Annotated in this window: 17 protein-coding genes and 1 pseudogene; 7 read left to right on the plus strand and 11 right to left on the minus strand. The window is 72.8% G+C overall.

Translation table 11 applies throughout. From position 1 onward, the window contains the following. The first annotated feature begins 36 nt into the window (after positions 1-36). The 3 genes and pseudogenes from ACLJN9_RS15065 (at position 37) to ACLJN9_RS15075 (ending at position 3,933) form a co-directional block, all read left to right on the plus strand. Complete coding sequence (locus tag ACLJN9_RS15065) at positions 37-1,905, plus strand: PspC domain-containing protein (protein WP_410811923.1); 1,869 nt, start codon at positions 37-39, stop codon at positions 1,903-1,905. After that, positions 1,902-2,147: pseudogene (locus tag ACLJN9_RS15070) on the plus strand (hypothetical protein); the annotation flags it as partial. The gene ACLJN9_RS15065 and the pseudogene ACLJN9_RS15070, both read left to right, overlap by 4 nt. Before the next feature lie 532 nt (positions 2,148-2,679). After that, positions 2,680-3,933, plus strand: a complete 1,254-nt coding sequence (locus ACLJN9_RS15075; RefSeq protein WP_410811924.1) for a phosphatidylserine decarboxylase — start codon at positions 2,680-2,682, stop codon at positions 3,931-3,933. 57 nt (positions 3,934-3,990) lie between these two features. On the opposite strand, the gene ACLJN9_RS15080 is transcribed toward ACLJN9_RS15075, so the two are convergent. The 3 genes from ACLJN9_RS15080 to ACLJN9_RS15090 all read right to left on the minus strand — a co-directional run bounded on the left by ACLJN9_RS15080 (position 3,991) and on the right by ACLJN9_RS15090 (position 7,247). Continuing rightward, complete coding sequence (locus tag ACLJN9_RS15080) at positions 3,991-4,929, minus strand: CDP-alcohol phosphatidyltransferase family protein (RefSeq protein ID WP_410811925.1); 939 nt, start codon at positions 4,927-4,929, stop codon at positions 3,991-3,993. 345 nt (positions 4,930-5,274) lie between these two features. Continuing rightward, positions 5,275-6,186, minus strand: coding sequence for an NUDIX hydrolase (locus tag ACLJN9_RS15085; protein ID WP_410812003.1), 912 nt, complete (start codon positions 6,184-6,186; stop codon positions 5,275-5,277). A gap of 110 nt (positions 6,187-6,296) precedes the next feature. Beyond that, positions 6,297-7,247: an NUDIX hydrolase gene (locus tag ACLJN9_RS15090; RefSeq protein WP_410811926.1), complete on the minus strand. Its 951-nt coding sequence runs from the start codon at positions 7,245-7,247 to the stop codon at positions 6,297-6,299. A 143-nt stretch (positions 7,248-7,390) separates the two neighbouring features. Between ACLJN9_RS15090 and ACLJN9_RS15095 the strand changes: the two genes are divergently transcribed. Then, positions 7,391-7,678 (plus strand): PspC domain-containing protein, encoded by a 288-nt coding sequence (locus tag ACLJN9_RS15095; RefSeq protein WP_410811927.1) that lies wholly within the window; start codon positions 7,391-7,393, stop codon positions 7,676-7,678. A gap of 6 nt (positions 7,679-7,684) precedes the next feature. On the opposite strand, the gene guaA is transcribed toward ACLJN9_RS15095, so the two are convergent. Then, positions 7,685-9,241 carry a glutamine-hydrolyzing GMP synthase gene (guaA, locus tag ACLJN9_RS15100; protein WP_410811928.1) on the minus strand — a complete coding sequence of 519 codons (1,557 nt, stop codon included), beginning with the start codon at positions 9,239-9,241 and terminating at the stop codon, positions 7,685-7,687. A gap of 60 nt (positions 9,242-9,301) precedes the next feature. Continuing rightward, the gene (locus ACLJN9_RS15105) at positions 9,302-10,999 is read right to left on the minus strand and encodes an FAD-dependent oxidoreductase (RefSeq protein WP_410811929.1); all 1,698 of its coding nucleotides are present in this window, start codon (positions 10,997-10,999) and stop codon (positions 9,302-9,304) included. Between the two features lie 143 nt (positions 11,000-11,142). On the opposite strand from ACLJN9_RS15105, the gene ACLJN9_RS15110 reads away from it, so the two are divergent. Next, the gene (locus ACLJN9_RS15110; RefSeq protein ID WP_410811930.1) at positions 11,143-12,267 is read left to right on the plus strand and encodes an LCP family protein; all 1,125 of its coding nucleotides are present in this window, start codon (positions 11,143-11,145) and stop codon (positions 12,265-12,267) included. Between the two features lie 6 nt (positions 12,268-12,273). Here ACLJN9_RS15110 and ACLJN9_RS15115 read toward each other — a convergent pair whose 3' ends face one another. The 4 genes from ACLJN9_RS15115 to guaB all read right to left on the minus strand — a co-directional run bounded on the left by ACLJN9_RS15115 (position 12,274) and on the right by guaB (position 18,097). Next, positions 12,274-13,731 carry a M1 family metallopeptidase gene (locus ACLJN9_RS15115; RefSeq protein WP_410811931.1) on the minus strand — a complete coding sequence of 486 codons (1,458 nt, stop codon included), beginning with the start codon at positions 13,729-13,731 and terminating at the stop codon, positions 12,274-12,276. A 108-nt stretch (positions 13,732-13,839) separates the two neighbouring features. Beyond that, complete coding sequence (locus ACLJN9_RS15120) at positions 13,840-15,228, minus strand: M1 family metallopeptidase (protein WP_410811932.1); 1,389 nt, start codon at positions 15,226-15,228, stop codon at positions 13,840-13,842. A gap of 160 nt (positions 15,229-15,388) precedes the next feature. Beyond that, a complete protein-coding gene (locus ACLJN9_RS15125; protein ID WP_410811933.1) occupies positions 15,389-16,507 on the minus strand; it encodes a GuaB3 family IMP dehydrogenase-related protein in 1,119 nt (372 codons plus the stop codon). 27 nt (positions 16,508-16,534) lie between these two features. Beyond that, the gene (guaB, locus tag ACLJN9_RS15130) at positions 16,535-18,097 is read right to left on the minus strand and encodes an IMP dehydrogenase (RefSeq protein ID WP_410811934.1); all 1,563 of its coding nucleotides are present in this window, start codon (positions 18,095-18,097) and stop codon (positions 16,535-16,537) included. Positions 18,098-18,283: 186 nt separating this feature from the next. Between guaB and ACLJN9_RS15135 the strand changes: the two genes are divergently transcribed. After that, entirely contained in the window at positions 18,284-18,703 is a 420-nt protein-coding gene (locus ACLJN9_RS15135) for a DUF5319 domain-containing protein (protein WP_410811935.1), read from the plus strand. A 108-nt stretch (positions 18,704-18,811) separates the two neighbouring features. Here the strand turns inward: ACLJN9_RS15135 and ACLJN9_RS15140 are convergent, their stop codons facing one another. Further along, positions 18,812-19,630 (minus strand): response regulator transcription factor, encoded by an 819-nt coding sequence (locus ACLJN9_RS15140; RefSeq protein WP_410811936.1) that lies wholly within the window; start codon positions 19,628-19,630, stop codon positions 18,812-18,814. Positions 19,631-19,882: 252 nt separating this feature from the next. Here ACLJN9_RS15140 and ACLJN9_RS15145 point away from each other — a divergent pair, with 252 nt between their 5' ends. Further along, the gene (locus tag ACLJN9_RS15145) at positions 19,883-20,266 is read left to right on the plus strand and encodes a WhiB family transcriptional regulator (RefSeq protein WP_410811937.1); all 384 of its coding nucleotides are present in this window, start codon (positions 19,883-19,885) and stop codon (positions 20,264-20,266) included. A gap of 377 nt (positions 20,267-20,643) precedes the next feature. Here ACLJN9_RS15145 and ACLJN9_RS15150 read toward each other — a convergent pair whose 3' ends face one another. Then, on the minus strand, positions 20,644-22,311 hold the full coding sequence (locus tag ACLJN9_RS15150) for a molybdopterin-dependent oxidoreductase (RefSeq protein ID WP_410811938.1): 1,668 nt from the start codon (positions 22,309-22,311) through the stop codon (positions 20,644-20,646). Positions 22,312-22,321: the final 10 nt, after the last annotated feature.

The following is a 22,321-nucleotide window of genomic DNA, read 5'->3' on the forward strand; positions in this document are numbered from 1 at the left end:
AGGTCGTTCGGGCGGACGGGGCAGCAGGATCGAGGCATGACCGAGGAAGCTGCCCCGCCGCCCCGTCCCGGGCCGGCACAGCCGGGTGGTGCGACACCGCCCCCACCAGCCGCGACGCCCGCCGGCTGGACCGAGCCCACCACGTTCGGCCCGCCCGCCGGTGCCGCCACGAGGTTCGACACCGGCCCGGCGGGCCACCACGCACCGGGCTACCCGACCGGTGCGGGCCACGTGCCCGGCGGCGGAGGACACGACCCTCACGCCGGCTTCGCGCCCGGAACCGGCTACGGCCCCGGTGGCACACCGCCAGGGCCGGGGGGTCCCGGTCCGTCCGCGCCGCCACCGCCGCTGGGCGGCACCGGCTTCACCTCGCGGTACGGGCTGGTCCGGCCGCGGGACGGGCGGTACCTGGCGGGGGTCTGCGCGGCGATCGGACGAGCCACCAACACCGATCCGGTGCTCTGGCGGGTGCTGCTCGCGGTGCTCGGGTTCTTCGGCGGCATCGGCATCCTGGTGTACGTCGCCGCCTGGCTGATCATCCCCAACGAGGGTGACACCGCGTCGCCGGTGGAGTCCATGCTCGGGCGCGGCCGGTCCAGCATGTCACCGGTGACGGTGATCATCCTGGGCATCCTGGTCGCGGCGAGCTTCGGCTACATCGTCACCGACGCCTTCCGCGCCGTGCTGCTCGGCGCGGCCATCCTGATCGGCGGTGCACTGTTGCTCAACCGGGACAGCAGAGGGCCACAACCCGGCACACCGGGCGGCCCCACGCCCGCCGGACCGGTCGGTACGCCACCCGGGCCGGTCCCGCCGGTCACCTGGCCGGCGCCGGCCTACGGCACCGTGCCCTCCGCCGGCCCGCTGTCCACCGCGCCCCCGGCCGGCGGCGATCCGGTGTACGTCACCACGGGCGGACCGCCGACCGCGCCCTCCCCGGTCGTCGGCGCACAGCCGACCGCTGGTGCGGAGCCGACTACGCAACCGGTGTCCGGGGTCGGGCCGGTGTCCGGCGTGGGTCCGGTGTCCGGGCAGCCGGATGGCGCGACGGGGCCGCAGGCCGGCTGGTCGGTGCCCACCACCGCCGCGCCGAGCTGGCCCAGCACGGGCACGCCCAGCGCCGGGTGGCCGTCAGCGCCGGTGACCGGCGCACCCGCTGCCCCGTCCGGCTACCCGGTCGCGCCACCACCACCGGCCGGATACCGCCCCCCGTTCGCGCCGCACGGCCCGTACGCCTCGCCGGCCCCGGCCGCGTACCGCCCGCCCAAGCCACCGAAGCCGCCGAAACGACCCCGTGAGCGCTCCCCGCTCGGTGCGGTGACCTTCTCGCTGATCTTCCTGGCCCTCGGCGTGGTCGCCCTGCTCGACCTGCTGGACGTCTTCGACGTCGGCGCGTCGGCGTACTTCGCGGCAGCGTTGGCGACGATCGCGCTGGGCCTGCTGGTCGGCACCTGGTTCGGCCGGGCACGCTGGCTGATCGCGCTCGGCCTGGTGACCGCCGCCGCGCTGGGAACGGCAACGGTCGCCGAGTCGTACGACCGGATCCGCGGGGTCGACGGCGCGGTCACCTGGGCACCCACCGACATCCGCGACCTCGCCACCCGGTACGAGAACAGCTTCGGTGACGCCGTGCTCGACCTGCGCGGGATCGACTTCTCCCAGCGGGAGACCCAGGTGACCGTCGCGATCAACTTCGGGCAGGCGACCGTGGTCGTTCCGCCGAACGTGGACGTCACCACGGTGGCCGACGTCAACGCGGGCGACGCCACCATCTTCGGCAACCGATCGGGTGGGCTGGACGGCCGCCTGCGGGAGTCGACCGACCTCGGCGCCGACGGGGCCGGGGGCGGAAAGCTCCGCCTGGACATCCACGTCAATGCCGGCAATTTGGAGGTGACCCGGTGAAGGCCCACCGTACGGACCTGGTGTCGTTCGCCTTCGGGCTGCTGTTTCTGGCGCTGTCGGCCTGGTGGCTGCTCGCCCAACTGCTCGGGCTCGCGCTACCGCCGGTCGGCTGGTTCCTGGCCGGCGCGCTGATCCTGATCGGCGTGTTCGGGCTGGTCGGTGCGCTGCGCTCCGGCCGGTCGGGCCGACCGGAGCCGAGCGGACCGGAGCCGACCGGGCAGGCGGTGGCCACCGAGCCCGCCGCACCGGTTTCCGGAGCCTCCGCGCCGACGTCCGGCGCCGGCCTGCCACCCTGGGACGCCGCAGGCTCCACCTGGGACGCTTCCGTGCCGGGATCGATGCCGGAGGCGCCGACCGCGGAGGTACGGGCGCCGGAGGCGCCGACCGGTGAAATGCGGACGCCGGAGACGCCGACGGCGGAGGTGATCCACCCGGCCTGGCTGGCCCACTCCGCGCCGGAGCAGCAGACCGCGCCGATCTCGGGGCAGCCCGGCGACGGGGCCGACGAGGCGACCAGCGGGATCCCCGCCCGGCCGGCCGGTGAGCCGACCCGGGTCGAGCCGGTCGGCGACCGCCCGGCGGACGAGCGGGAGGAACAGCGGCGGGACTCCTGACCCTGCGCCTGCCCGCGTCGGCCGAACGCCACGGCGGTGCGGCCGACGCGGGCAGGCGCATATGCTGGCCGGTGGAGATATCGCCTCCGCCGGCCGGCCCGTCCCGCCGTGGCGGTCCCGCCGCGATCCCCGTCTCTACCCCGTCAGGAGCCCGCCCGACATGACCCAGTCCCCCGCCGTGCGTTCCACCGGTCGGTCCGGTCCGGTCCGCATCGGCGAGCGAGCCGCCCGTACGCTCGTCACCGAACTGGCCCGGATCAACGATGCCAAGACCGCCCTGCTGGTCGGCGCGAGCCCCGAATCCGCGGTGCTGGCCGCGGCGATCGAGGCGCTCCTCCCCGGCGACCGGCTCACCGTGGTGCCCGCCGAGGTGTCCGGCGCAACCGTGCTCCGCGAGCACGTCACCGCCCAGGGCCGGTGGGTCGCCGATCGGGTACGCGTGGTCGACTCGCTGGCCGAGGCGGAGGCGGCCGGGGTGGTCATCGCCGGTGAGGTGTTCACCGGCACCGCCGAGGAGACCCGCAACGGCATCGAGGCCATGGCCAAGCACCTCGCCGACGGCGCGGTGTTGAGCGTTGCCACCACCGCAACGCCCGGCCGGACCACCGGCGCCGCCGCCGAGCTCTCCCGGCAGGACGCCCTCTACGGTGTCGGTGCCGACCTGGTGCTGCGCAACTCGCCGCCGGTGCGGGTCTACCGGCTGCGGTTCACCCCGGCCAGCGCCGTCGAGGCCGACCGGATGGCCCCGGCGTACCGGCCGTCGAGCGTGCCGTTGACGCGGGGTATGCACATCGACTCCAACGGGGTGGCAGCGGCGGGCATCACGCTCGGCCTGGCCGTGCTGGCCCGGGTGGCGCGTCCCTCGTCGAAGCTCTGGCTGCTGCCGGCCCTGGCCGCCGGGCCGGTCGCCGCGTTCTTCCGGGACCCGGAGCGGGACGTTCCGGAGGACCCGAGCGCCGTGGTCGCCAGCGCGGACGGGCAGGTCCTGTCGGTGCAGCGACTGCACGACGAGCGTTTCGGCGACGGCGAGTGGCTGCGGGTCGCGGTCTTCCTGTCGGTGCTGGACGTGCACGTCAACCGGGCTCCGGTCGCCGGCAAGGTGGTGGACTACTTCGTCGCCGATGGCGGCTTCGTCAATGCCATGAAGCCGGACGCCGAGCACAACGTTGCCGCGTACACCGTGTTGGACACCTCCCGCGGCACGGTGGTGGTCGCGCAGCGGACCGGTCTGATCGCCCGCCGGATCGTGCAGCGCGCGCCGATCGGCGCGCTGCTCGCGAAGGGCGAGCGCTTCGGGCTGATCCGGTTCGGCTCGCGGACCGACGTCTACCTGCCGGCCGAGGCCGCCGAGCCGCTGGTCGGGCCGGGCGACAAGGTCGTCGGCGGGTCGACGGTCATCGCCCGCTGGCGCTGACGCCTCCGACGAAACGGGGCGCCGCTGTTCGCGGCGCCCCGTGACGTGTGCGGAAGCTCAGGCGGTGTGCCGCTGGCGCAGCCAGAGCACCGGCCCGCTGACCAGGTAACCCACCACGATCAGGGCGAACGTGAGCCGAACGTCGACCAGCGCGCCGATGACCGGGGCCAACCAGAGCCATGGCGGCAGCTTGACCAGCCGGGCGAGCTTGGCGTACGGGAAGCTGGAGACCATCGCGAAGGCGAGCAGCGCCACCCCGGCGACCAGCACGAAGCCGGGCACCGGCAGGCCGATGGCGACGGTCGTGGCGAGCACCGCGGCCGCCATGGTGGTGGGCACCCCGCAGAAGAATCGACCGTCCTTCGGCGAGACGTTGAACCGGGCCAACCGGATCGCGGCACATGCCGCGACCAGGGCGCAGGCCACGGCCGCGGCGGCCGTCGAGACGGAGCCGGCGAGCGAGGCGTAGACCACGACCGGTGCGGCGAGGCCGAAGGAGCACATGTCGGCCAGCGAGTCCATCTGTGCGCCGAACGGGCTGGCCACGCCGAGCCGGCGGGCCAGCGCGCCGTCCAGGCCGTCGAAGGCGACGCAGGCGATCAGGCAGAGCGCGGCGATGCGCACCTCGCCCTGCATGGCCTGGAAGATGGCCAGCATGCCGAGCATCAGGCTGGCCAGGGTGCACGCGTTGACGAGGCCGAACTTCATCCGGCGGGCGATCGTGCGCTCGCCGGGGAGCAGCGGGATCGACCCGGCCGGCGTCTCGTCGGCGTGTGCCAGGTGCGGCAGCGCCGGACTGACCGGCATGACCGCCTCGATGTCGGCCCGGCCGACCTCGAGTGACGACCGGCCGAGCCGGTCCAGGCCGTAGCGGCGGCGCTGCCGACCGGCGTAGCGGTGCTCGGGCAGCGCCACGTCGGTGGTGTGCAGGTCACCGTCGCGGCGACCCACCCGCACCAGCAGCACCTGGCGGGCGAACGTGCTGCTGCGGCGCAACCGGCCCGCCCAGCGACGCCCTGCGGGGCGCGGACTGTCAGTCGTACGACGCCGGCGCCATGGGGCTCTCGGCACGTTTCCTCCATCACCGGATCGGCTGACCGCCGTGGGGCGGGTGTCCGGCTGTCTCGTGCCGGACCGTGCGTGGCCCGGCAGCCGTTTTGCGGAGTACACCATCGCATGAGGGAACAGGACTTGGCGATAGCTACCGGCGGTACTTATATCTGGCCTAAACCGCGCGAACCGCTCTCTTATTCCCATGCTGGGCTTCATCGCCCGTTTCCTCCACCATTCCCTCCTCTGACTGTACCGGAGGGTCACCATCTCGGCTCACCGAGCGGGGTGTTACCGCGCCAGCTGTCCGATTGCCGAGGCAGCGATACCGGTCAACGGCAGGTGGGCGGCCTGCTCCGAGGAGAACCAGCCGGCCCGGGCCGTCGAGCCGCCGAGGGATTCGGTGACCACCGCGTCGGTAGGTACGTCCACCAGCACCCGATAGATCACCCGTACCCCGTGCCAGTCCAGGGGACGACCCTCCGGGCCGAGAGCGGCGGGGTTGTGCAGATTGTCCACGCCGAGCAGTTCCACCACCCGGCCCAGCTGGCCGCCCTCCTCGACCAGCTCACGGAGCAGGCCGGTGGTCGGCTGCTCGCCGTGATCGGTGCCGCCACCGGGCAGGTGCCACCTGCCGGCCCCCGGATAGCCCTCCGCGATCTGGGTGAGCAGGATCCGCCCCACCGGGTCGGTGACCAGCCCGTACGCCCCGAAGCGCAGCCGGCGGTCGCTGTCGGGCGCGGCCGGGCCGGGTGGCAGCACCCGGGGCAGGTCGGTCGGCAGGGGCGACGCCGGCAGCCCGAACAACTCGGCGGTGAAGGGCACCAGTGGCACGGCCGCCGCTTCGTCCGGGCTGAACCAGGCCAGCTCGTCGCTGCCGTCGGCCGGCTCCGGCCGACGTTCACCACCGCGCGCCTCGACGTCGAAGATCAGCTGGTCGGTGTGCACCGTGACACCGTCATCGGGGAAGGCGGCCACATCGGCGACCGCCGCCCGGAGCACGCCTGCCGCGACGACCAGCCCGGTCTCCTCGACGAACTCGCGCTCGACGGCCCGGGCCGGGTGCTCGGCGTGCTCGATTCCGCCGCCGGGAAGCTGCCACACCCCCGGATACGGGCGCCTGTCCGACCTGCGCGCCAGCAACACCCGCCCACGCTCGTCCCGCAGCACGCCGTACGCCCCAACCCGCCGCCGCTGCTCCACTCGACCCACTCCCACCTCGTCGACCCCATCGATCATGAGGTTAGCGGCACCGAGACGGACTTTTCGCACCGTCAACCTCATGATCAACGGCGAGGGAGGCGCCTGGAGGGTCAGGTCAGTTGGGCTGCGTTGACCGCTTCGGTTGTCACCTCGGTCAGGCGGTTGGTGGGGAGGGCGGCCAGCTCCTCGCGGGCGAACCAGCGGGCCTCGCAGGTGGAGCCGCCGACGTCGCCCACGATGGGCGGGGCGGGCTGATCGACCACCACCCGGTAGAAGGCGCGTACGCCGTGCCAGTCGATCGGGTAACCCTCCGGGCCGAGCGAGGCGGCGTCGCGGTGACTGGCCACCCCGAGTAGCTCCACCAGGCGGCCGGTCTGCCCGGTCTCCTCGACCAGCTCCCGGATCAGCGCCGCGCCGGGCTGCTCGCCGTAGTCCGTACCGCCGCCGGGCAGGTGCCAGCAGCCGGCACCCGGGTAGCCGTCGGAGATCCGGGTGAGCAGCACCCGCCCGTCCGGGTCGGTGACCACCGCGTACGCGGCGAAGCGCTGCGCCCGGTGCAGCCCGTCCGGGCCGGGAACCGCGTAGAAGGAGGGGAAGTCGGGCGTCTCGTCGGGCACCACGTCGGCCGAGGAGGCGGGCAGCCCGAGGGCACGCGCGGTGAACGAGCGCAACGGCAACTGACGCGCCTCTTCGAGGGTGTACCAGCGAGCCAGGTCGGTGGGACGGTCACCGACCCGGTCGGCCAGCGTGCCGCCACGCACCGCCACGCGGTAGATCAGCCGGTCGGTGTGGATGGTGATGCCCCGCTCCGGGAGCGCCCGCATGTCGGCGAGCACGTCGGCCAGGCCCGAGACGGCGACCGAGAGGCCGGTTTCGGTGGCGGTCTCCCGGACCACCGTGTGGTTCGGGTCCTCGCCGTGGTCGACCGCGCCGCCCGGCAGCGACCACGTGCCCGGGGTGCCGGAACGCTCCGATGCGCGGACCAGCAGAAACCGGCCCTCTGAGTCAGCACAAACTGCGTATGCCGCGATCCTGCGGAGCGGCTCCAGCAAGGTGGTCACGGAAGCAAATTCTCCCCGGGCCGGGTTACCGGAACGGAAAAGAGTCGGATTCCTGACTGTCCGGCCCCGCTCAGGGATCGGTCAGGGTAAGGATCCGGGCGGTCACCGAGGACGCACCGGGTGCCAGCGCGGACCGTGGAGGCATGACAACCACCACCGCTCCCCACGCCCCGTACAAGCAGCTCCGGCGACCGACGACCGACCGGATGGTGGCCGGGGTCGCCAGCGGTCTCGGCCGCTACTTCGCCGTCGACCCCACCCTGGTTCGGGTGATCTTCGCGGTCAGCGGCCTGCTCACCGGCGGGCTGGCGCTGTTCGCGTACCCGATCATGTGGTTCCTGATGCCCGAGGAGCCCGCCAGCGCGCCGGCCTGGCCGCACCCGGCGGGCGCCGCGCCGCAGGGCCCGCCCACCCCGCCGCCGGCCGGATGAGATGCGTCACTCCCACTCGATGGTGCCCGGCGGCTTGCTGGTCACGTCCAGCACCACCCGGTTCACCTCGGCGACCTCGTTGGTGATCCGGGTGGAGATCCGGGCCACCACCTCGTAGGGCAGCCGTGACCAGTCGGCGGTCATCGCGTCCTCGCTGGAGACCGGGCGCAGCACCACGGGATGCCCGTAGCTGCGCCCGTCACCCTGTACGCCGACGCTGCGCACGTCGGCCAGCAGCACCACCGGGAACTGCCAGACGCCGCGGTCCAGGCCGGCGGCGGTCAGCTCCTCACGGGCGATCAGGTCGGCCTGGCGCAGCAGGTCGAGCCGCTCCTGGTCGACGGCGCCGATGATCCGGATGGCCAGCCCGGGGCCCGGGAACGGGTGCCGCCAGATCATCGCCTCGGGCAGACCCAGCTGCAGGCCGAGCGCCCGGACCTCGTCCTTGAACAGGGTGCGCAGCGGCTCGACCAGCGCGAACTTCAGGTCCTCCGGCAGGCCGCCGACGTTGTGGTGGCTCTTGATGTTGGCGGTGCCGGTGCCGCCGCCGGACTCCACCACGTCCGGGTAGAGGGTGCCCTGGACCAGGAACTCGACGTCGCCGTGCGAGGCGACCTCGCGGGCCGCGGCCTCGAACACCCGGATGAACTCCCGGCCGATGATCTTCCGCTTCTGCTCCGGGTCGATCACCCCGGCCAGCGCGCCGAGGAAGCGCTCCGCCGCGTCGACGACCTTCAGCCTGATGCCGGTGGCCGCCACGTAGTCCTTCTCCACCTGCTCCGCCTCGCCGGCACGCAGCAGGCCGTGGTCGACGAAGACGCAGGTGAGCTGGTCACCGACCGCCCGGTGCACCAGCGCGGCGGCGACCGCCGAGTCCACCCCGCCGGACAGGCCGCAGATGACCTCCTTGTCGCCGACCTGGGCGCGGATCCTGGCGACCTGCTCGTCGATGATGTTCTCGGGCGTCCAGGTCGGCTCGATGCCGGCGATGTCGTACAGGAAGCGGGTCAGCATCTCCTGGCCGTGCGCGGTGTGCCCGACCTCCGGGTGGAACTGCACCCCGGCGCGGCGACCAGCCAGATCCTCGAACGCGGCCACCGGCGCACCGGCCGACTCGGCGGTCACCGTGAAGCCCTCGGGCGCCTCGGTGACGCAGTCGCCGTGGCTCATCCACACCGGCAGGTCAGCCGGCAGGTCGCGGAGCAGCACACCGGGGTCGAGAAGGCGGGGGCGCAGCGGCGTGCCGCCGTACTCGCGGTTGCCCGTCCTCGCGACCGTGCCGCCGAGCGCCTGGGCCATCGCCTGGAACCCGTAACAGATGCCCAAGACCGGCACGTCCGCGGTGAACAGGCCGGCGTCGATCTGCGGCGCCTCCGGCGCGTAGACGCTGGACGGGCCGCCGGAGAGGATGATCGCGGCCGGGTTCTTCGCCAGCATCTCGGCGACCGGCATCGAGTGCGGCACGATCTCGGAGTAGACCTTCGCCTCACGGACCCGGCGGGCGATGAGCTGGGCGTACTGGGCTCCGAAGTCCACGACGAGGACGGGGCGAGGCAGGCTCATGTGCACGAAGCCTACCGACAGTCACCGCCGTCCCCGCCGCCGGCTCGCCGGGCGGCCGGGTCAGGGACGCAGCGCGGCGGGGGCGTCGGCGGGGACGGCGGGCGTGCGCGGCGGGACCGGGTCCAGACGGCGGTACGGGCCGCCGAGCGGGGGTCGCGGATCCGGGTCGTCCTTGTTGGGCCAGAGGGACATGGCCCGCTCGGCCTGCGCGGTGATGGTCAGCGACGGGTTGACGCCGAGGTTGGCCGAGACCGCGGCGCCGTCCACCACGTGCAGGCCGGGGTGCCCGTACACCCGGTGGTAGGGGTCGATGACCCCGTCGGCCGGTGTGGCCCCGATCGCCGCGCCGCCCAGGATGTGCGCGGTCATCGGGATGTCGAACGGCTCGGTGAGCGAGCCGCCCGGCGTACCCCCGATCTCCTCGGCGAGCAGCCGCGTCGCGGTGTTGCCGGCGGGGATCCAGGTCGGGCTCGGCGCACCGTGACCCGGGCCGGTGACCAGGCGGCGACCGAACGCGCCGCGTCGCCCGCGGGTGGTCAGCGAGTTGTCCGCCGACTGCATCACCAGGGCGATCACCGTCCGCTCCGACCAGCCGCGCACCGACAGCATCCGGGCGGCCAGCGCGGGCTGCCGCACGATGCTGCCCAGCCAGCGCCGCAGCCGGTGCGGCCCGCCGTCGACCAGCAGCGACTGGAGCAGCCCCATGGCGTTGGACCCGCGCCCGTAGCGGACCGGCTCGACGTGGGTCTGCGGGTCGGGGTGGAACGAGCTGGTGATCGCCACTCCCTCGCTGAAGTCCAACCGCTGCGCCCGGGCCCGCTGGCGCGGCACCGAGGCGCCCAGGATCGCCTCCGAGTTGGTCCGGGTCAGCTCGCCGAGGCGCGGCGAGAGCCCGGGCAGCACGCCGTCGTCCTTCATGGCGTGCAGCAGCCGTTGCGTGCCGAGCGCGCCCGCGGCGAAGACCACCTGATCGGCGTGGATCACCTGCCGCCCCTTGCGCAGCCAGGTGCCGGTGCGCTCGGTGTGCACCTCGTAGCCGCCGTCGTCGGCCGGCCGTACGGCGGTGACCGTGGTCAGCGGATGCACCGTGGCGCCCAGCCGCTCAGCCAGCCAGAGGTAGTTCTTGACCAGGGTGTTCTTCGCCCCGTGCCGGCAGCCGGTCATGCACGAGCCGCAGTGCAGGCAGCCGGTGCGCTCCGGGCCGGCGCCGCCGAAGTACGGGTCGGCGACCCGCTGGCCGGGGCGGCCGATGTGCACGCCCACCGGGGTGGCGTGGAAGGTGTGCCCCACCCCCATCCGCTCGGCCACCGCCCGCATGGCCCGGTCCGCGCCGGTGTCCACCGGGTACGTGGTCACGCCGAGCATCCGCTTCGCCTGGTCGTAGTGGCGGGCCAGTTCGTGCCGCCAGTCGGTGATGTCCCGCCACTGCGGGTCGCTGTAGAAGGCCGGCAGCGGCTCGTAGAGGGTGTTCGCGTAGACCAGCGACCCACCGCCCACCCCCGCTCCGGACAGCACGAGCAGGCCGCCGCCGGAACGCCGGTCGGCCGGGCGGAGCAGGGTGAGCCGCTGGATGCCGTAGCAGCCGAGCTTCGGCGCCCACAGGAACCGGCGTGCGCGCCAGGACGTCTGCGGGAACTCGTCGTCGGCGAACCGCCGGCCGGCTTCCAGCACGCCGACCGAGTATCCCTTCTCGGCCAGCCGGAGCGCGGTGACGCTGCCGCCGAAGCCGGACCCGATGACGACCACGTCATACCGCATGGACGCATCATTACCCGTGAGTAGCGCTCGCGCCAGCGGCAGTTTCACGCGATCATGCACCGGCTGACCGACCCGGTGCCTCCTGCCCGCAACCTGGAGGGCCCGTCGGAGCGTTGATCCCGTACCGGTGGGAAGGAAGCACCATGAACCTCGCGTCGATGGCACCGCGCCGACGGTGGCTGCTGCTGGGGCTGACGGCCCTCGCCGTCGTCGCGCTGATCGCGGCCGGGACGGTGGTGATCACCAGGCTGACCGGCGACGGCAAGCCGGAGCGTACGACCCCGGCGGCCGGCTCGCCGAGCCCGTCCGCGGCCGCCACGCCCACCCCCAGCCCGACCGGTCCGCCGCCGGGCGCCGACATCACCGGTCCACTCAACCTGCTGCTGGTCGGGGTGGACACCCGGGTCAGCTCGCCCGGATGGGAGCCGCACGCCGACGCCGTCCTGGTGCTGCACGTGCCCAAGGGGCTGGGAAGGGCGTACCTCTTCTCGCTCCCCCGCGACCTGCTGGTGGACATTCCGGCGTTTCCGAAGGCCGACTACAAGGGCGGCAAGACCAAGCTCACCCACGCCATGAGCTTCGGCAGCCGGGTGCCGGGCAAGCCCAAACAACCGAGCGCGGCCCAGGGGTACGAGCTGCTGCGCAGCACGGTCAGCGGATACACGGGGCTGCGCATCGACGCGGGCGCGGTGCTCACCTTCAACGGGTTCGACCGGCTGGTCAACGCCCTGGGCGGGGTGGACATCTACGTCGACCAGCGGGTCGCCTCGCTGCACCGCCGCCCGGACGGCAAGTACCGCGAGAGCGCTCCCGGCGGATACACCGGCCCGCAGCAGGTCTACGAGAAGGGCAACCAGCACCTCAACGGCTGGCAGGCGCTGGACTACGCGCGGCAGCGTTACGGCCTCGCCAACGGCGACTACGACCGGCAGCGCCACCAGCAGCAACTCGTCCGGGCGATGACCCGCAAGATCCTGGACGAGGGCCTGGCCCGGCAACCCGAGCGGGTCGACCAGGTGACCGCCGCGCTGGGCGACACCCTCATCTACGTCGGCGGCCGCCGGATCGTCGACCTCGCGTACGCGCTCAGCGGGGTCCCGGAAGACCGCTTCGTGCTGGTCGGCCTGCCCGGGTCGGGTGTCGGCAAGGGCAGCGCCTACCGCGGCGAACAGATCACCAGCGTCGGGCGGACGTTTCTCACCGAACTGCGCGCCGGCCGCGCCGACGCCTATCTCGCCGCCCACCCCACCCTGGTCGTCAAGAACTGACCCCGCTCACAGCCGCTTCGGCGGGGCGGGCTTCCTGGTGCCGTACAACCAGGCGTCGAAGAGAGCGTCGAGTTGCTTGCCGCAGACCCGCTCGGCGAGGGCCACGAACTCGGCGGTGGTGGCGTTGCTGTTGCGCTTCTCCGCCGCCCAGGTCTTGACGATCTCGAAGAACGCCTTGTCGCCGACAGCCACCCGCAGCGCGTGCAGCGTCATCGCGCCGCGCTGGTAGACCGACTCGCTGAACAGCTCCTTCGCACCCGGCTTGCCCGGCGGCGTCTTCCACACCTGGGCCGACGCCCGGCCGTACCGGGTGTCGAACGTCTGCTTGGCCGTCGACCCCAGGGCGTGCTCGTCCCAGAGCCACTCCGCGTACGTCGCGAAGCCCTCGTTGAGCCAGATGTCCTCCCACCTGGTCAGTGCCACGCTGTCGCCGAACCACTGGTGGGCCAACTCGTGGGCGACCACCCCGGTGTTCACGCCCTGCCGGAAGAAGCCGGCGGAGTAGACCGGGCGGCTCTGCGTCTCCAGCGCGTACGAGATCCGGTTGTCGGTGACCACCACACCGCCGTACGAGTCGAACGGGTACGGCCCGAACACGGTCTCCAGATAGTCGGCGACCTTGACGGTCTCCGCGATCGACGAGTCCGCAGAACCACTGGCCGCGATGGCGACCGCGCTGTACACCGGCCGTCCCCTGTGCGTGGCCGTGGTGACCCGGAACCTGCCGATCACCACCGTGCTCAGGTAACTCGCCATCGGCGACTTCTCCGACCACTTCCAGGTGGTCCAGCCGCCCTTGCTGGCCTTACCGCCCGGCACGCCGTTGCTGACCGCCGTCAGACCGTCCGGGACGGTGATCTCGAAGTCGTACGCCGCCTTGTCCGACGGGTGGTCGTTGACCGGAAACCAGGTGCTCGCCGACTCGGGCTGACCCAGCGCGATGGCACCGTCGGGGGTGTGCAGGAAACCGCCCTCACCGAGCGCCTCGTTCTTCAACGGCTTCGGCACGCCCTCGTACACGATCTCGGCGACGAACCCGTTGCCCGCGATCAGCCCGACCGCCGGCTTGATCACCAGCTCGTTCTTCTCCCGGGTGTGGGTGGCCGGGTTGCCGTCCACGGTGACCGTCCTGACGGTCAGGCCGGCCAGGTCGAGGTTGAACGTCGACAGGTCGGCCGTGGCGGTGGCCTGCACCGTGGTCGTGCCGGTCACCGTGTCCTGCTCGGGGTCGTAGCGCACCTTGACGGTGTACCGCGCCACGTCGTAACCGCCGTTGCCGTAGCTCGGGAAGTAGGAGTCGCCGACCCCGGCCGCGCCCGCGGTGAACGTCCGCGACGGCGTCGGGGACGCACCCGGCGACGGCGCCGCCGCCTTCGGGGCGGCGGAGTCGCATCCGGACAGCGCGAGCGCCCCGGTCACCAGCAGACCGGCACCGACCCTCACCCTGCGCCACGTCACCCGCATTCCGAACCTCCCCCGTGCGGTGGCGGAGGCAGCTTCCGCCGCTCCGCGCGAGCGGCAACAACGGGCCGATCGCAGCCGGCAGCCTATCGATCGATCATCACGGCCCCGTCACGGCAGGGTGGGCGCCGCGCCCCCCACCAGCCAGGCGTCGAAGAGCGGGCGCAGCTGCCTGCCGGCCACCCGTTCGGCCAACGCGACGAAGTCCGGGGTGGTGGCGCTACCCGCCGCCCGCTCGGTGGTCCAGGTGCGCAGGATGCGGAAGAACGTGTCGTCGCCGACGGTCCGACGTAGCGCGTGCACGGCGAGCGCACCACGCTTGTAGACGGCGGTACCGAACATCCGCTCCCGCCCCGGCTCGACCGACGGCTGCGACCAGTCGGTCGCCGCGTACTGCAGCTCGAAGGTGCGCTGCGCGGTCCGGCCGCCGTCGTGCTCCTCCCACAGCCACTCGGCGTAGGTGGCGAAACCCTCGTTGAGCCAGATGTCGCCCCACCTGCTGAGTGACACGCTGTCGCCGAACCACTGGTGGGCCAGCTCGTGCGCGACCACTCCCGAGTTGGGTTGGTCGTTGGCGAAGAAGGCGGGCCCGTAGACCGGCCGGGACTGGGTCTCCAGCGCATAGCGGATCCGGTCGTCGGCGACCACGATCCCGCCGTACGACTCGAACGGGTACGGGCCGAAGCGGGTCGCCAGGAAGTCGACGATCGCCCCGGTGCGGGCGAGCGAGCGGGCCGCACCACCGTTCACCGGCAGGCTCGCCGCCACCGCGGTGACCATCGGCTGGCCGGCGTGCCGACTGGTCACCACCCGGTAGTCGCCGATCACCAGCGTGCTCAGGTAGCTGGCCATCGGGGTGCGCTCCGACCACCGCCAGGTGGTCCAGCCGTCGGCGCTGCTCGTCGGCCCGGGCACCCCGTTGCTCAGCGCGGAGATGCCGTCCGGGACGGTCACCGCGAGCTCGTAGCTGGCCTTGTCCGATGGGTGGTCGTTCACCGGAAACCAGGTGGCGGCGGAGTCGGGCTGGCCGAGCGCGACCGCCCCGTCGGCGGTGTGCAGGAAGCCACCGCTGCCCAACTCGCCGTCGGTGACGGCGGTCGGCACACCCGCGTAGTCGACCACCACGGTGAACGGCCGGCCGCGCGGCAGACCGTCGGTCGGTGTCACCACCAGCTCGCGGTCGTCGCGGCGGTGCCTGGCCCGGGTGCCGTCGACGGTGACGGCGCCGACCTCGAGACCGGCCAGATCCAGGTCGAAGCGGGACAGGTCCTGCGTCGTCGTCGCCGTGATGGTGGCCCGGCCGGTCAGTCGATCGGTCGCCGGGTCGTAGCGGACGTCGAGTTTGTAGTTCTTGACGTCGTACCCGCCGTTGCCGTGCCCCGGGACGTACGGGTCGCCGACGTCGGCGGCGCCGGGCCGGAACCCGTCACGGTCATCTCCCGTACAGCCGGCCGCGCCCACCGCGACAGCGCAGCTCAGCGCGACGACGACCGAGGCCACCCGGCCCCGCCCACACCTCCGCCGCCCAGCCCGCAACACCGCCCGAGCCTACCGCCGACCCACTCCGTCGATCATGGAGTTGTGGTGGATGACGAACGATGACCGACCATCATCTTCCGGGCACCACAACTCCACGATCGGCGCGCGAGGTCAGCGCAGGTCAGCGGTCGAGGACCAGGCTGACCTTCTGGAACTCCTTGAGGTCGCGGTAGCCGCACTTGGCCATCGCCCGGCGCAGCCCACCGAACAGGTTGAGCTGACCGTCGGCCTCGTCGGCCGGACCGAAGAGCAGCTGCTCCATCGACCCGATCGGCTCGCCGGAGACCTCGAACGCACCACGCGGCAGCGACGGGTGACTCGCCGCCGAATGCCACCAGGCACCACCGGCGGGCGCCTCGTCGCACAGCGACAACGGCTCGCCGAGCATCACCGCGTCCGCACCGCAGCCGAGCGCCTTGGCGATGTCGCCCGAGGTCTGGATGTCACCGTCGGCGATCAGGTGCACGTACCGGCCGCCGGTCTCGTCGAGATAGTCCCTCCGGGCCGCCGCGGCGTCGGCGATCGCGGTGGCCATCGGCACCCGGATGCCCAGCACCGACTCGGTGGTCGACCACTCGTCGCCACCGATGCCCACGATCACGCCGGCCGCGCCGGTACGCATCAGGTGCAGCGCGGTCTTGTAGTCGGTGCAGCCGCCGACGATCACCGGCAGGTCCAGGTCGGCGATGAACTCCTTGAGGTTCAGGGGCTCGTCGGTGGTCGAGACGTGCTCGGCCGAGACGATGGTGCCCTGGATCACCAGGATGTCCACCCCCGCGTCCAGGATCACCGGGGCCAGCGCCAGGGTGTGCTGCGGGGAGACCCGCACCGCCACCGTGCCGCCACCGGCGCGCAGCTCACGGACCCGCTCGGCGATCAGGTCGGGACGGATCGGCTCGGCGTACACCTCCTGGAGCCGCTTGGTGGCGCGGGCGTCCTCGTCGAGGCCGGCCAACTCCTCCAGCACCTTGGTCGGGTTCTCGTAGCGGGTCCACAGCCCCTCGACGTTGAGCACACCGAGGCCGCCGAGCTGGCCCAGCCGCACCGCCGACGACGGGCTCATCGTGGCGTCCGAGGGGTGCCCGACGCACGGGATGCCGAACGGGTACGCGTCGAGCTGCCAGGCGGTGGAGACGTCGTCGACGTCCCGCGTCCGGCGGCTCGGCACGATGGCGATGTCGTCCAGGTGGTAGCCGCGCTGCGCGGTCTTGCCCAGCCCGATCTCGACCACGTCACGCATGGGGGACTCCAGGTTGTTGGGGGATGGTCAGCGGGAGTGGTAGTTGGGCGCCTCGACGATCATCTGCACATCGTGCGGGTGGCTCTCCTTGAGCCCCGCCGCCGTGATCCGGATCAGCTGACCCCGCTCGTGCAGCTCGGTGATGGTGGAGGCGCCACTGTAGAACATCCCCTGGCGCAGCCCACCGACGAGCTGGTGGGCGACGGCCGAGAGCGTGCCGCGGTAGGGGACCTGCCCCTCGATCCCCTCGGCGATCAGCTTGTCGTCGGAGGTCCCGTCGTCCTGGAAGTAGCGGTCCTTCGAGTAGGACTTCTGCACGCCCCGACTCTGCATGGCGCCCAGCGACCCCATCCCCCGGTAGGACTTGTACTGCTTGCCGTTGATGAAGATCAGCTCGCCCGGGCTCTCCTCGCAACCGGCGAGGAGGCTTCCCAGCATCACCGAGTCGGCGCCGGCGACGAGGGCCTTGGCGATGTCCCCCGAGTACTGCATGCCACCGTCGCCGATCACCGGCACCCCGAGCGGCCGGCAGGCCCGGGCCGCCTCCATGATGGCCGTGATCTGCGGTACGCCGACCCCGGCGACGACCCGGGTGGTGCAGATCGAGCCGGGGCCGACCCCCACCTTCACGGCGTCCGCGCCGGCCTCGGCGAGCGCGCGGGCTCCGGCGTAGGTGGCCGAGTTGCCCCCGATCACCTGGACGTCGGTCTCCCGCTTGAGGCGCTGGATCATCTCGACGATGGCCCTGCTGTGCCCGTGCGCCACGTCCGCGACGATGACGTCGACGCCGGCGTCGACCAGGGTCCGGGCCCGCTTGTAGGACTCCTCACCGAAGCCGATGGCGGCCGCCACCCGCAGACGGCCGGAGTCGTCCTTCGTCGCCAGCGGGAACTGCTCGCTCTTGGTGAAGTCCTTCACGGTGATCAACCCGCGCAGCCGACCGCCGGCGTCCACGAGCGGCAGCTTCTCAACCTTGTGCTTGCGCAGCAGGTCGAGCGCGTCGGCCTTGCTCACCCCGACCGGCGCGGTGATCAGGGGCAGTTTGGTCATGATCTCGTGGACCGGGGTGGCCGGGTCGGAGACGAACCGCATGTCGCGGTTGGTGATGATCCCGACCAGGGCGCCGTCGGCGTCGGTGACCGGGAGCCCGGAGATCCGGAACTTCGCGCAGAGCCGGTCGACGTCGCGCACCGTGTCCTCGGGCGAACAGGTCACCGGGTTGGTGATCATGCCCGACTCGGAGCGCTTGACCAGGTCGACCTGCTGCGCCTGGTCCTCGATCGAGAGGTTGCGGTGCAGGACGCCGATGCCGCCGTTGCGGGCCATCGCGATGGCCATCCGGGCCTCGGTGACCGTGTCCATCGCGCTGGAGACCAGCGGGATGGCGATCTCGATCGCCTTGGTCAACCGGGTGGCGGTGACCACGTCGCTCGGCGCGACGTCGGACTCAGCAGGCTGCAGCAGCACATCGTCGAAGGTCAGGCCGAGCGGAATCACCCGGGCCGAGCCGGCCGGCAGCTCGGGCAGGTGACCGCCCAGCTCGCTCTGGTCCACGCCGGTCGGAAGATCGGTGCTGGGCGAATTTTCCACGATTGCTCCCCTGAGCTGCTGGGACGGGCGTCAGCGAGGTGGCGCGGGCAGGCACCGGAGCGCGCCAGATCGGCCGCGCGTCGCCCCCATCGTACCCAGTGAGCTGGGCGACCCCTGTCGTGGCGGGCCGGCCCGGCGCGGGGCCGGGGGCGGACGTCCCCGCCGCGTTGGGTCTACGGTGAGGGGGTGCACGACGAGCCCATCGACCCGTTCAACGGCGACCCGGCCGATCCGACCGCGGGGCTGGACGACCCGGGCGACGACGCGACGCCGGATCCGCTGACCGACGTCGAGCGGCAGGACGTGCTGGAAGACCTCGCCGACCTGGAGATCTATCAGGCGCTGCTGGCCCCGATCGGGGTCCGCGGGCTGGTGATCGAGTGCGAGGACTGCCGGGAGCCCCACTACTTCGACTGGGACCTGCTCCGGGGCAACCTGCGGCACCTGCTCAACTCGGGTCGCCCCCGGGTGCACGAGCCCGCCTACGACCCGGACCCGGACCACTACGTCACCTGGGACTATGCCCGCGGCTACGCCGATGGGGTGCACGACACCCTGACCGAGGGCACCGAGGACGAACCGGGCACCCCAACCTCCGGGGAGTGAGACCCGCCCAGCCGGCACACTCGGCGCGACTTCGTTGTCACGATCCAGATCTGTGGTGACACGGAGGTGGTGGCCTCCCCGGTCGGGGAAGCCACCACCCGAGGTTGGTCAGGCGACCAGGCCGGCGCGGAAGCCGGCGGCCACGGCGTGGGCGCGGTCGCGGGCGCCGAGCTTGCGGAACAGCCGGCGGGCGTGGGTCTTGACGGTGTCCTCCGAGACGAAGAGCTCCCGACCGATCTCCGCGTTGCTCTTGCCCTCGGCCATGCCCAGCAACACCTGGAGCTCCCGCTCGGTGAGCCCGATCGACGCCCGGGCGGGCCGGGCGGCCGGAGCGGGGCGCGTCGCGTCGCCCTGGTCGCTCGCCGACTCGCCGTTCGCCGACTCGGCTTCGTCGTCGCCACGCTGCACCGGCACGGACGGCACGCCCGCCGGCCCCTCACCGGGCGCGGCGGCCCAGCCCGGCTCGGCGGCGCCGCGCAGCGACGGCGCGGGGCGGGCGGAACCGCCGACCGCCGCCGTGTCCCGGGCCGGGTCGGTGGCCCGTTGCCGGTTGGCCCGACCGGGCGCGCTGAGCAGCAGCAGCGCCTTGGCCACCGCGCTGGTCAGGTCGTGGTCGGCGTTCTGGATGAGGCCCCGGGCACCGGCACTGATGGTGGCCGCCGCGGCCTCGGACTCCTCCGCGCCGAGCAGCAGCACCGCGGCCTGCGGTGCGCGGGCCAGCACCCGGCGCACGAAGCCGGCGCTGTCCGGTCGGGTGAGGGCGGTGTCGGCCAGCACCACGTCGGCCGGTCGCTCGGCCAACCGCAGCATCACCTCGGGATCGGAGACGGCGGTACGAACGATCGCGGACAACCCCAGCCGCGCGGCTGCGGAAGCCAGGTGCTGGGCCGCGAGTGGTGTCCGAACGCACACAAGAACGGTACGCACTGTGGTCTCCTCTCCGCTGACGAGCAGACCATGGCGGGGTGGGCTGGGGAGGAGGTTCCCGGCAATCCTTCGAACTTTTCCGACAGATGGGGCAAAAGCCGCAAGTCGCCAGGCCTTCTCGATCACAGAAGTGTGAGTCGGGGACAGCACGGGTACCGGGAAGTCCAGGCCGGGAACGGTGCGCCTGCGCGGCCCGCCGCCCGGAAGCCGGCCACAAGGATCTCGCGGTGCCGCGCGGGAGGAGGGGTGCTGATGTCGAACGTACGCAGACTGCCCGGACCCATCGTCGATCTCTGGGACTGGCAGCGTCTCGGTGCCTGCCGAGGGCGGGACAGCGCCCAGTTCTTCCACCCCGACGGCGAACGGGGCTCCTCCCGGCTGCGGCGGGAATCCTCCGCCAAGGCGGTCTGCCGCGCCTGCCCCGTCCGTGCCGAGTGTGCCGCGCACGCGCTGTCGGTCCGCGAGCCGTACGGCGTCTGGGGTGGCTTCAGCGAGGCGGAGCGGCTACGACTGCTCGCCGTCGGCTGGGAGGACCTGGCGGACCGCCGGCAGGCCCGGGTCGACGTGACGCGGCTGGAAGCCCGACTGGGCCATCCGCACAAGTCGACCGTCCCGGCCCAGCGCAACGTCGCCTGACTGGCGCACCACCTCCCACGCCAAAGCCGAGAACCGCGCCCCCGAAGGGCGCGGTTCTTCGTCTGTCCGCACCCCCGCGCACAGCTGGACGCAATCTTGGACACTTACCGTCCGCGCCTGACGTCAACTGTCCAAGATCTCGACAGCGCGGGCGATGTCGCCCTTCGGATGGGCCGGGAGGCGCTTGCACGCGGCACCGCTGGGGCCATCGTTTCGGCCGGCGCCCGCACGACAGGCCCGACCCGCACGACAGGCCCGACCCGCACGACAGACCCGACCCGCAGGACAGGCCCGACCCGCACGACAGGCCCGGCCCGCACGACAGGCCCGGCCCGGGGAGGCTGCTCGGACCAACGGCCGGACGCGCAGGGTGCGGGTCAGCGGACGGTGACGGTGACCGTGTGCCAGCCGGTGGCGCCGTCCGGAGCGACGTCCTGCGTGCGCTCGGTCTGGGTCTCGCCGGTCGCGTCGGTCGCCCGGACCTGGAGCTTGTGCTCCCCCGGCGTGGCGTCCCAGCGCCACGACCACTGCACCCAGGTGTCCACCGACACCGTCGGGGCCAACTCCGCCTGCTGCCAGGGGCCGCCGTCGACGCGCACCTGGACCCCGCGAATGCCCCGGTGCTGCGCCCAGGCCACCCCGGCAACCGTCACCGGGCCGGTGGTCAGCCGGTTGCGCGACCGTGGCGCGTCGATCCGCGACTGGGTCTTGATCGGCCCCTGGGCTGACCAGCCGCGTGGCACCCAGTACGCGTCGAAGTCGGCGAACCGGGTCAGCTCCAGCTCGGTCACCCACTTGCACGCCGACACGTAGCCGTAGAGGCCGGGCACCACCATCCGGACCGGGAATCCGTGCTCGACCGGCAACGGCTCGCCGTTCATGCCGACCGCGAGCAGCGCGTCCCGCCCGTCGCGCAGCGCGGCGGTGGGAGTGCCACAGGTCCAGCCATCGACCGACCGGCCGACGACCTGGTCGGCGTCCTCCTCCGGTTGAACCTCGTCCAGCAGCTCACGCAGGGGCACACCGAGCCAGCGGGCGTTGCCGATCAGGTCACCGCCCACCTCGTTGGAGACGCACGCCAGCGTGACGTACCGCTCGACCATCGGCCGGGCCAGCAGGTCGGCGTAGCTGTAGGTGCGCTCGGTACCGACCCGACCGTGGATCCGCAGCCGCCACGTCGCCGGGTCCACCTGCGGCACCACCAACGCCGTGTCGATCCGGTAGAACCCGAAGTTCGGTGTGACGTACGGCGCGAGCTGGGCCACCGACAGGTCGGCGCCCGCCGGCAGGGCCGGCGCGGGGGCGACCGGCGCGGGCAGCCGGATCGCCTCCCGGGCGGCGGACACACCGCGCCGTCCGGCCAGCCAGCGGCCGCCGAGTCCGGCCACGGTGGCCGTACCGAGCAACACCCCGGCGCCGGTGAGGAATCTCCGCCGCGACTCCGGGTCGACCCCCACAGCCGGCGCCGCCGTGCCGAGCACGGCCGGCTCCGGCGGCGCCGCGGGGGTCACCGGCACGGGCAGGCTGTCCGACGGCACGGGGCCGGCCGGCGACACCGGTGCGCCCGCGGGGGACGTGGTCGGGGTGGGCGGAGACCACGGCCACGGGTCCAGCTCCAACGGGCCGGCGATGAGCATCCAGAGCACGAGGGCACCGAGACTGCCCCCGACCAGCGACGGCAGTGCGTCGGCGGCGTCCGCGCCGGCACGGGTCAGCGCGGCGACCACGCCGACGGCGGCGAACGCCCCGATGCCGGCCAGGCCGAGGGCCAACCGGCGTACGGACAGCACCCCGAACAGAGCGGCGAACGCGCCCAGCAACAGGGCCGTGCCGACCAGCAGGGCGATCTTGTCGGCGGTGCCGAAGAGGTCGATGGCGAACTGCTTCAGCGATTCCGGAACGGCGTCGACGACAACACCGCCGACCGCGACCAGCGGCGCCGACCGGGGACCGGTCAGCACCGCCACGGGTTCCGCGATCCCGATCGCGACGGCGGCGGCGGTGACTCCGGCCAGCGCGGCGTAGCGCCGCGACGTGGTGCTCATCGGCCCAGTG

It is taken from the genome of Micromonospora sp. 067-2 (assembly GCF_046549295.1).
GTDB lineage: Bacteria > Actinomycetota > Actinomycetes > Mycobacteriales > Micromonosporaceae > Micromonospora.

Excerpts from the sequence above, each read along its gene's own strand:
- ACLJN9_RS15065 (WP_410811923.1), top strand. The coding sequence starts at position 37 with ATGACCGAGGAAGCTGCCCCGCCGCCCCGTCCCGGGCCGGCACAGCCG.
- ACLJN9_RS15075 (WP_410811924.1), top strand. The coding sequence starts at position 2,680 with ATGACCCAGTCCCCCGCCGTGCGTTCCACCGGTCGGTCCGGTCCGGTC.
- ACLJN9_RS15095 (WP_410811927.1), top strand. The coding sequence starts at position 7,391 with ATGACAACCACCACCGCTCCCCACGCCCCGTACAAGCAGCTCCGGCGA.
- guaA (WP_410811928.1), bottom strand. The coding sequence starts at position 9,241 with ATGAGCCTGCCTCGCCCCGTCCTCGTCGTGGACTTCGGAGCCCAGTAC.
- ACLJN9_RS15105 (WP_410811929.1), bottom strand. The coding sequence starts at position 10,999 with ATGCGGTATGACGTGGTCGTCATCGGGTCCGGCTTCGGCGGCAGCGTC.
- ACLJN9_RS15110 (WP_410811930.1), top strand. The coding sequence starts at position 11,143 with ATGAACCTCGCGTCGATGGCACCGCGCCGACGGTGGCTGCTGCTGGGG.
- ACLJN9_RS15115 (WP_410811931.1), bottom strand. The coding sequence starts at position 13,731 with ATGCGGGTGACGTGGCGCAGGGTGAGGGTCGGTGCCGGTCTGCTGGTG.
- ACLJN9_RS15125 (WP_410811933.1), bottom strand. The coding sequence starts at position 16,507 with ATGCGTGACGTGGTCGAGATCGGGCTGGGCAAGACCGCGCAGCGCGGC.
- ACLJN9_RS15145 (WP_410811937.1), top strand. The coding sequence starts at position 19,883 with ATGTCGAACGTACGCAGACTGCCCGGACCCATCGTCGATCTCTGGGAC.
- ACLJN9_RS15150 (WP_410811938.1), bottom strand. The coding sequence starts at position 22,311 with ATGAGCACCACGTCGCGGCGCTACGCCGCGCTGGCCGGAGTCACCGCC.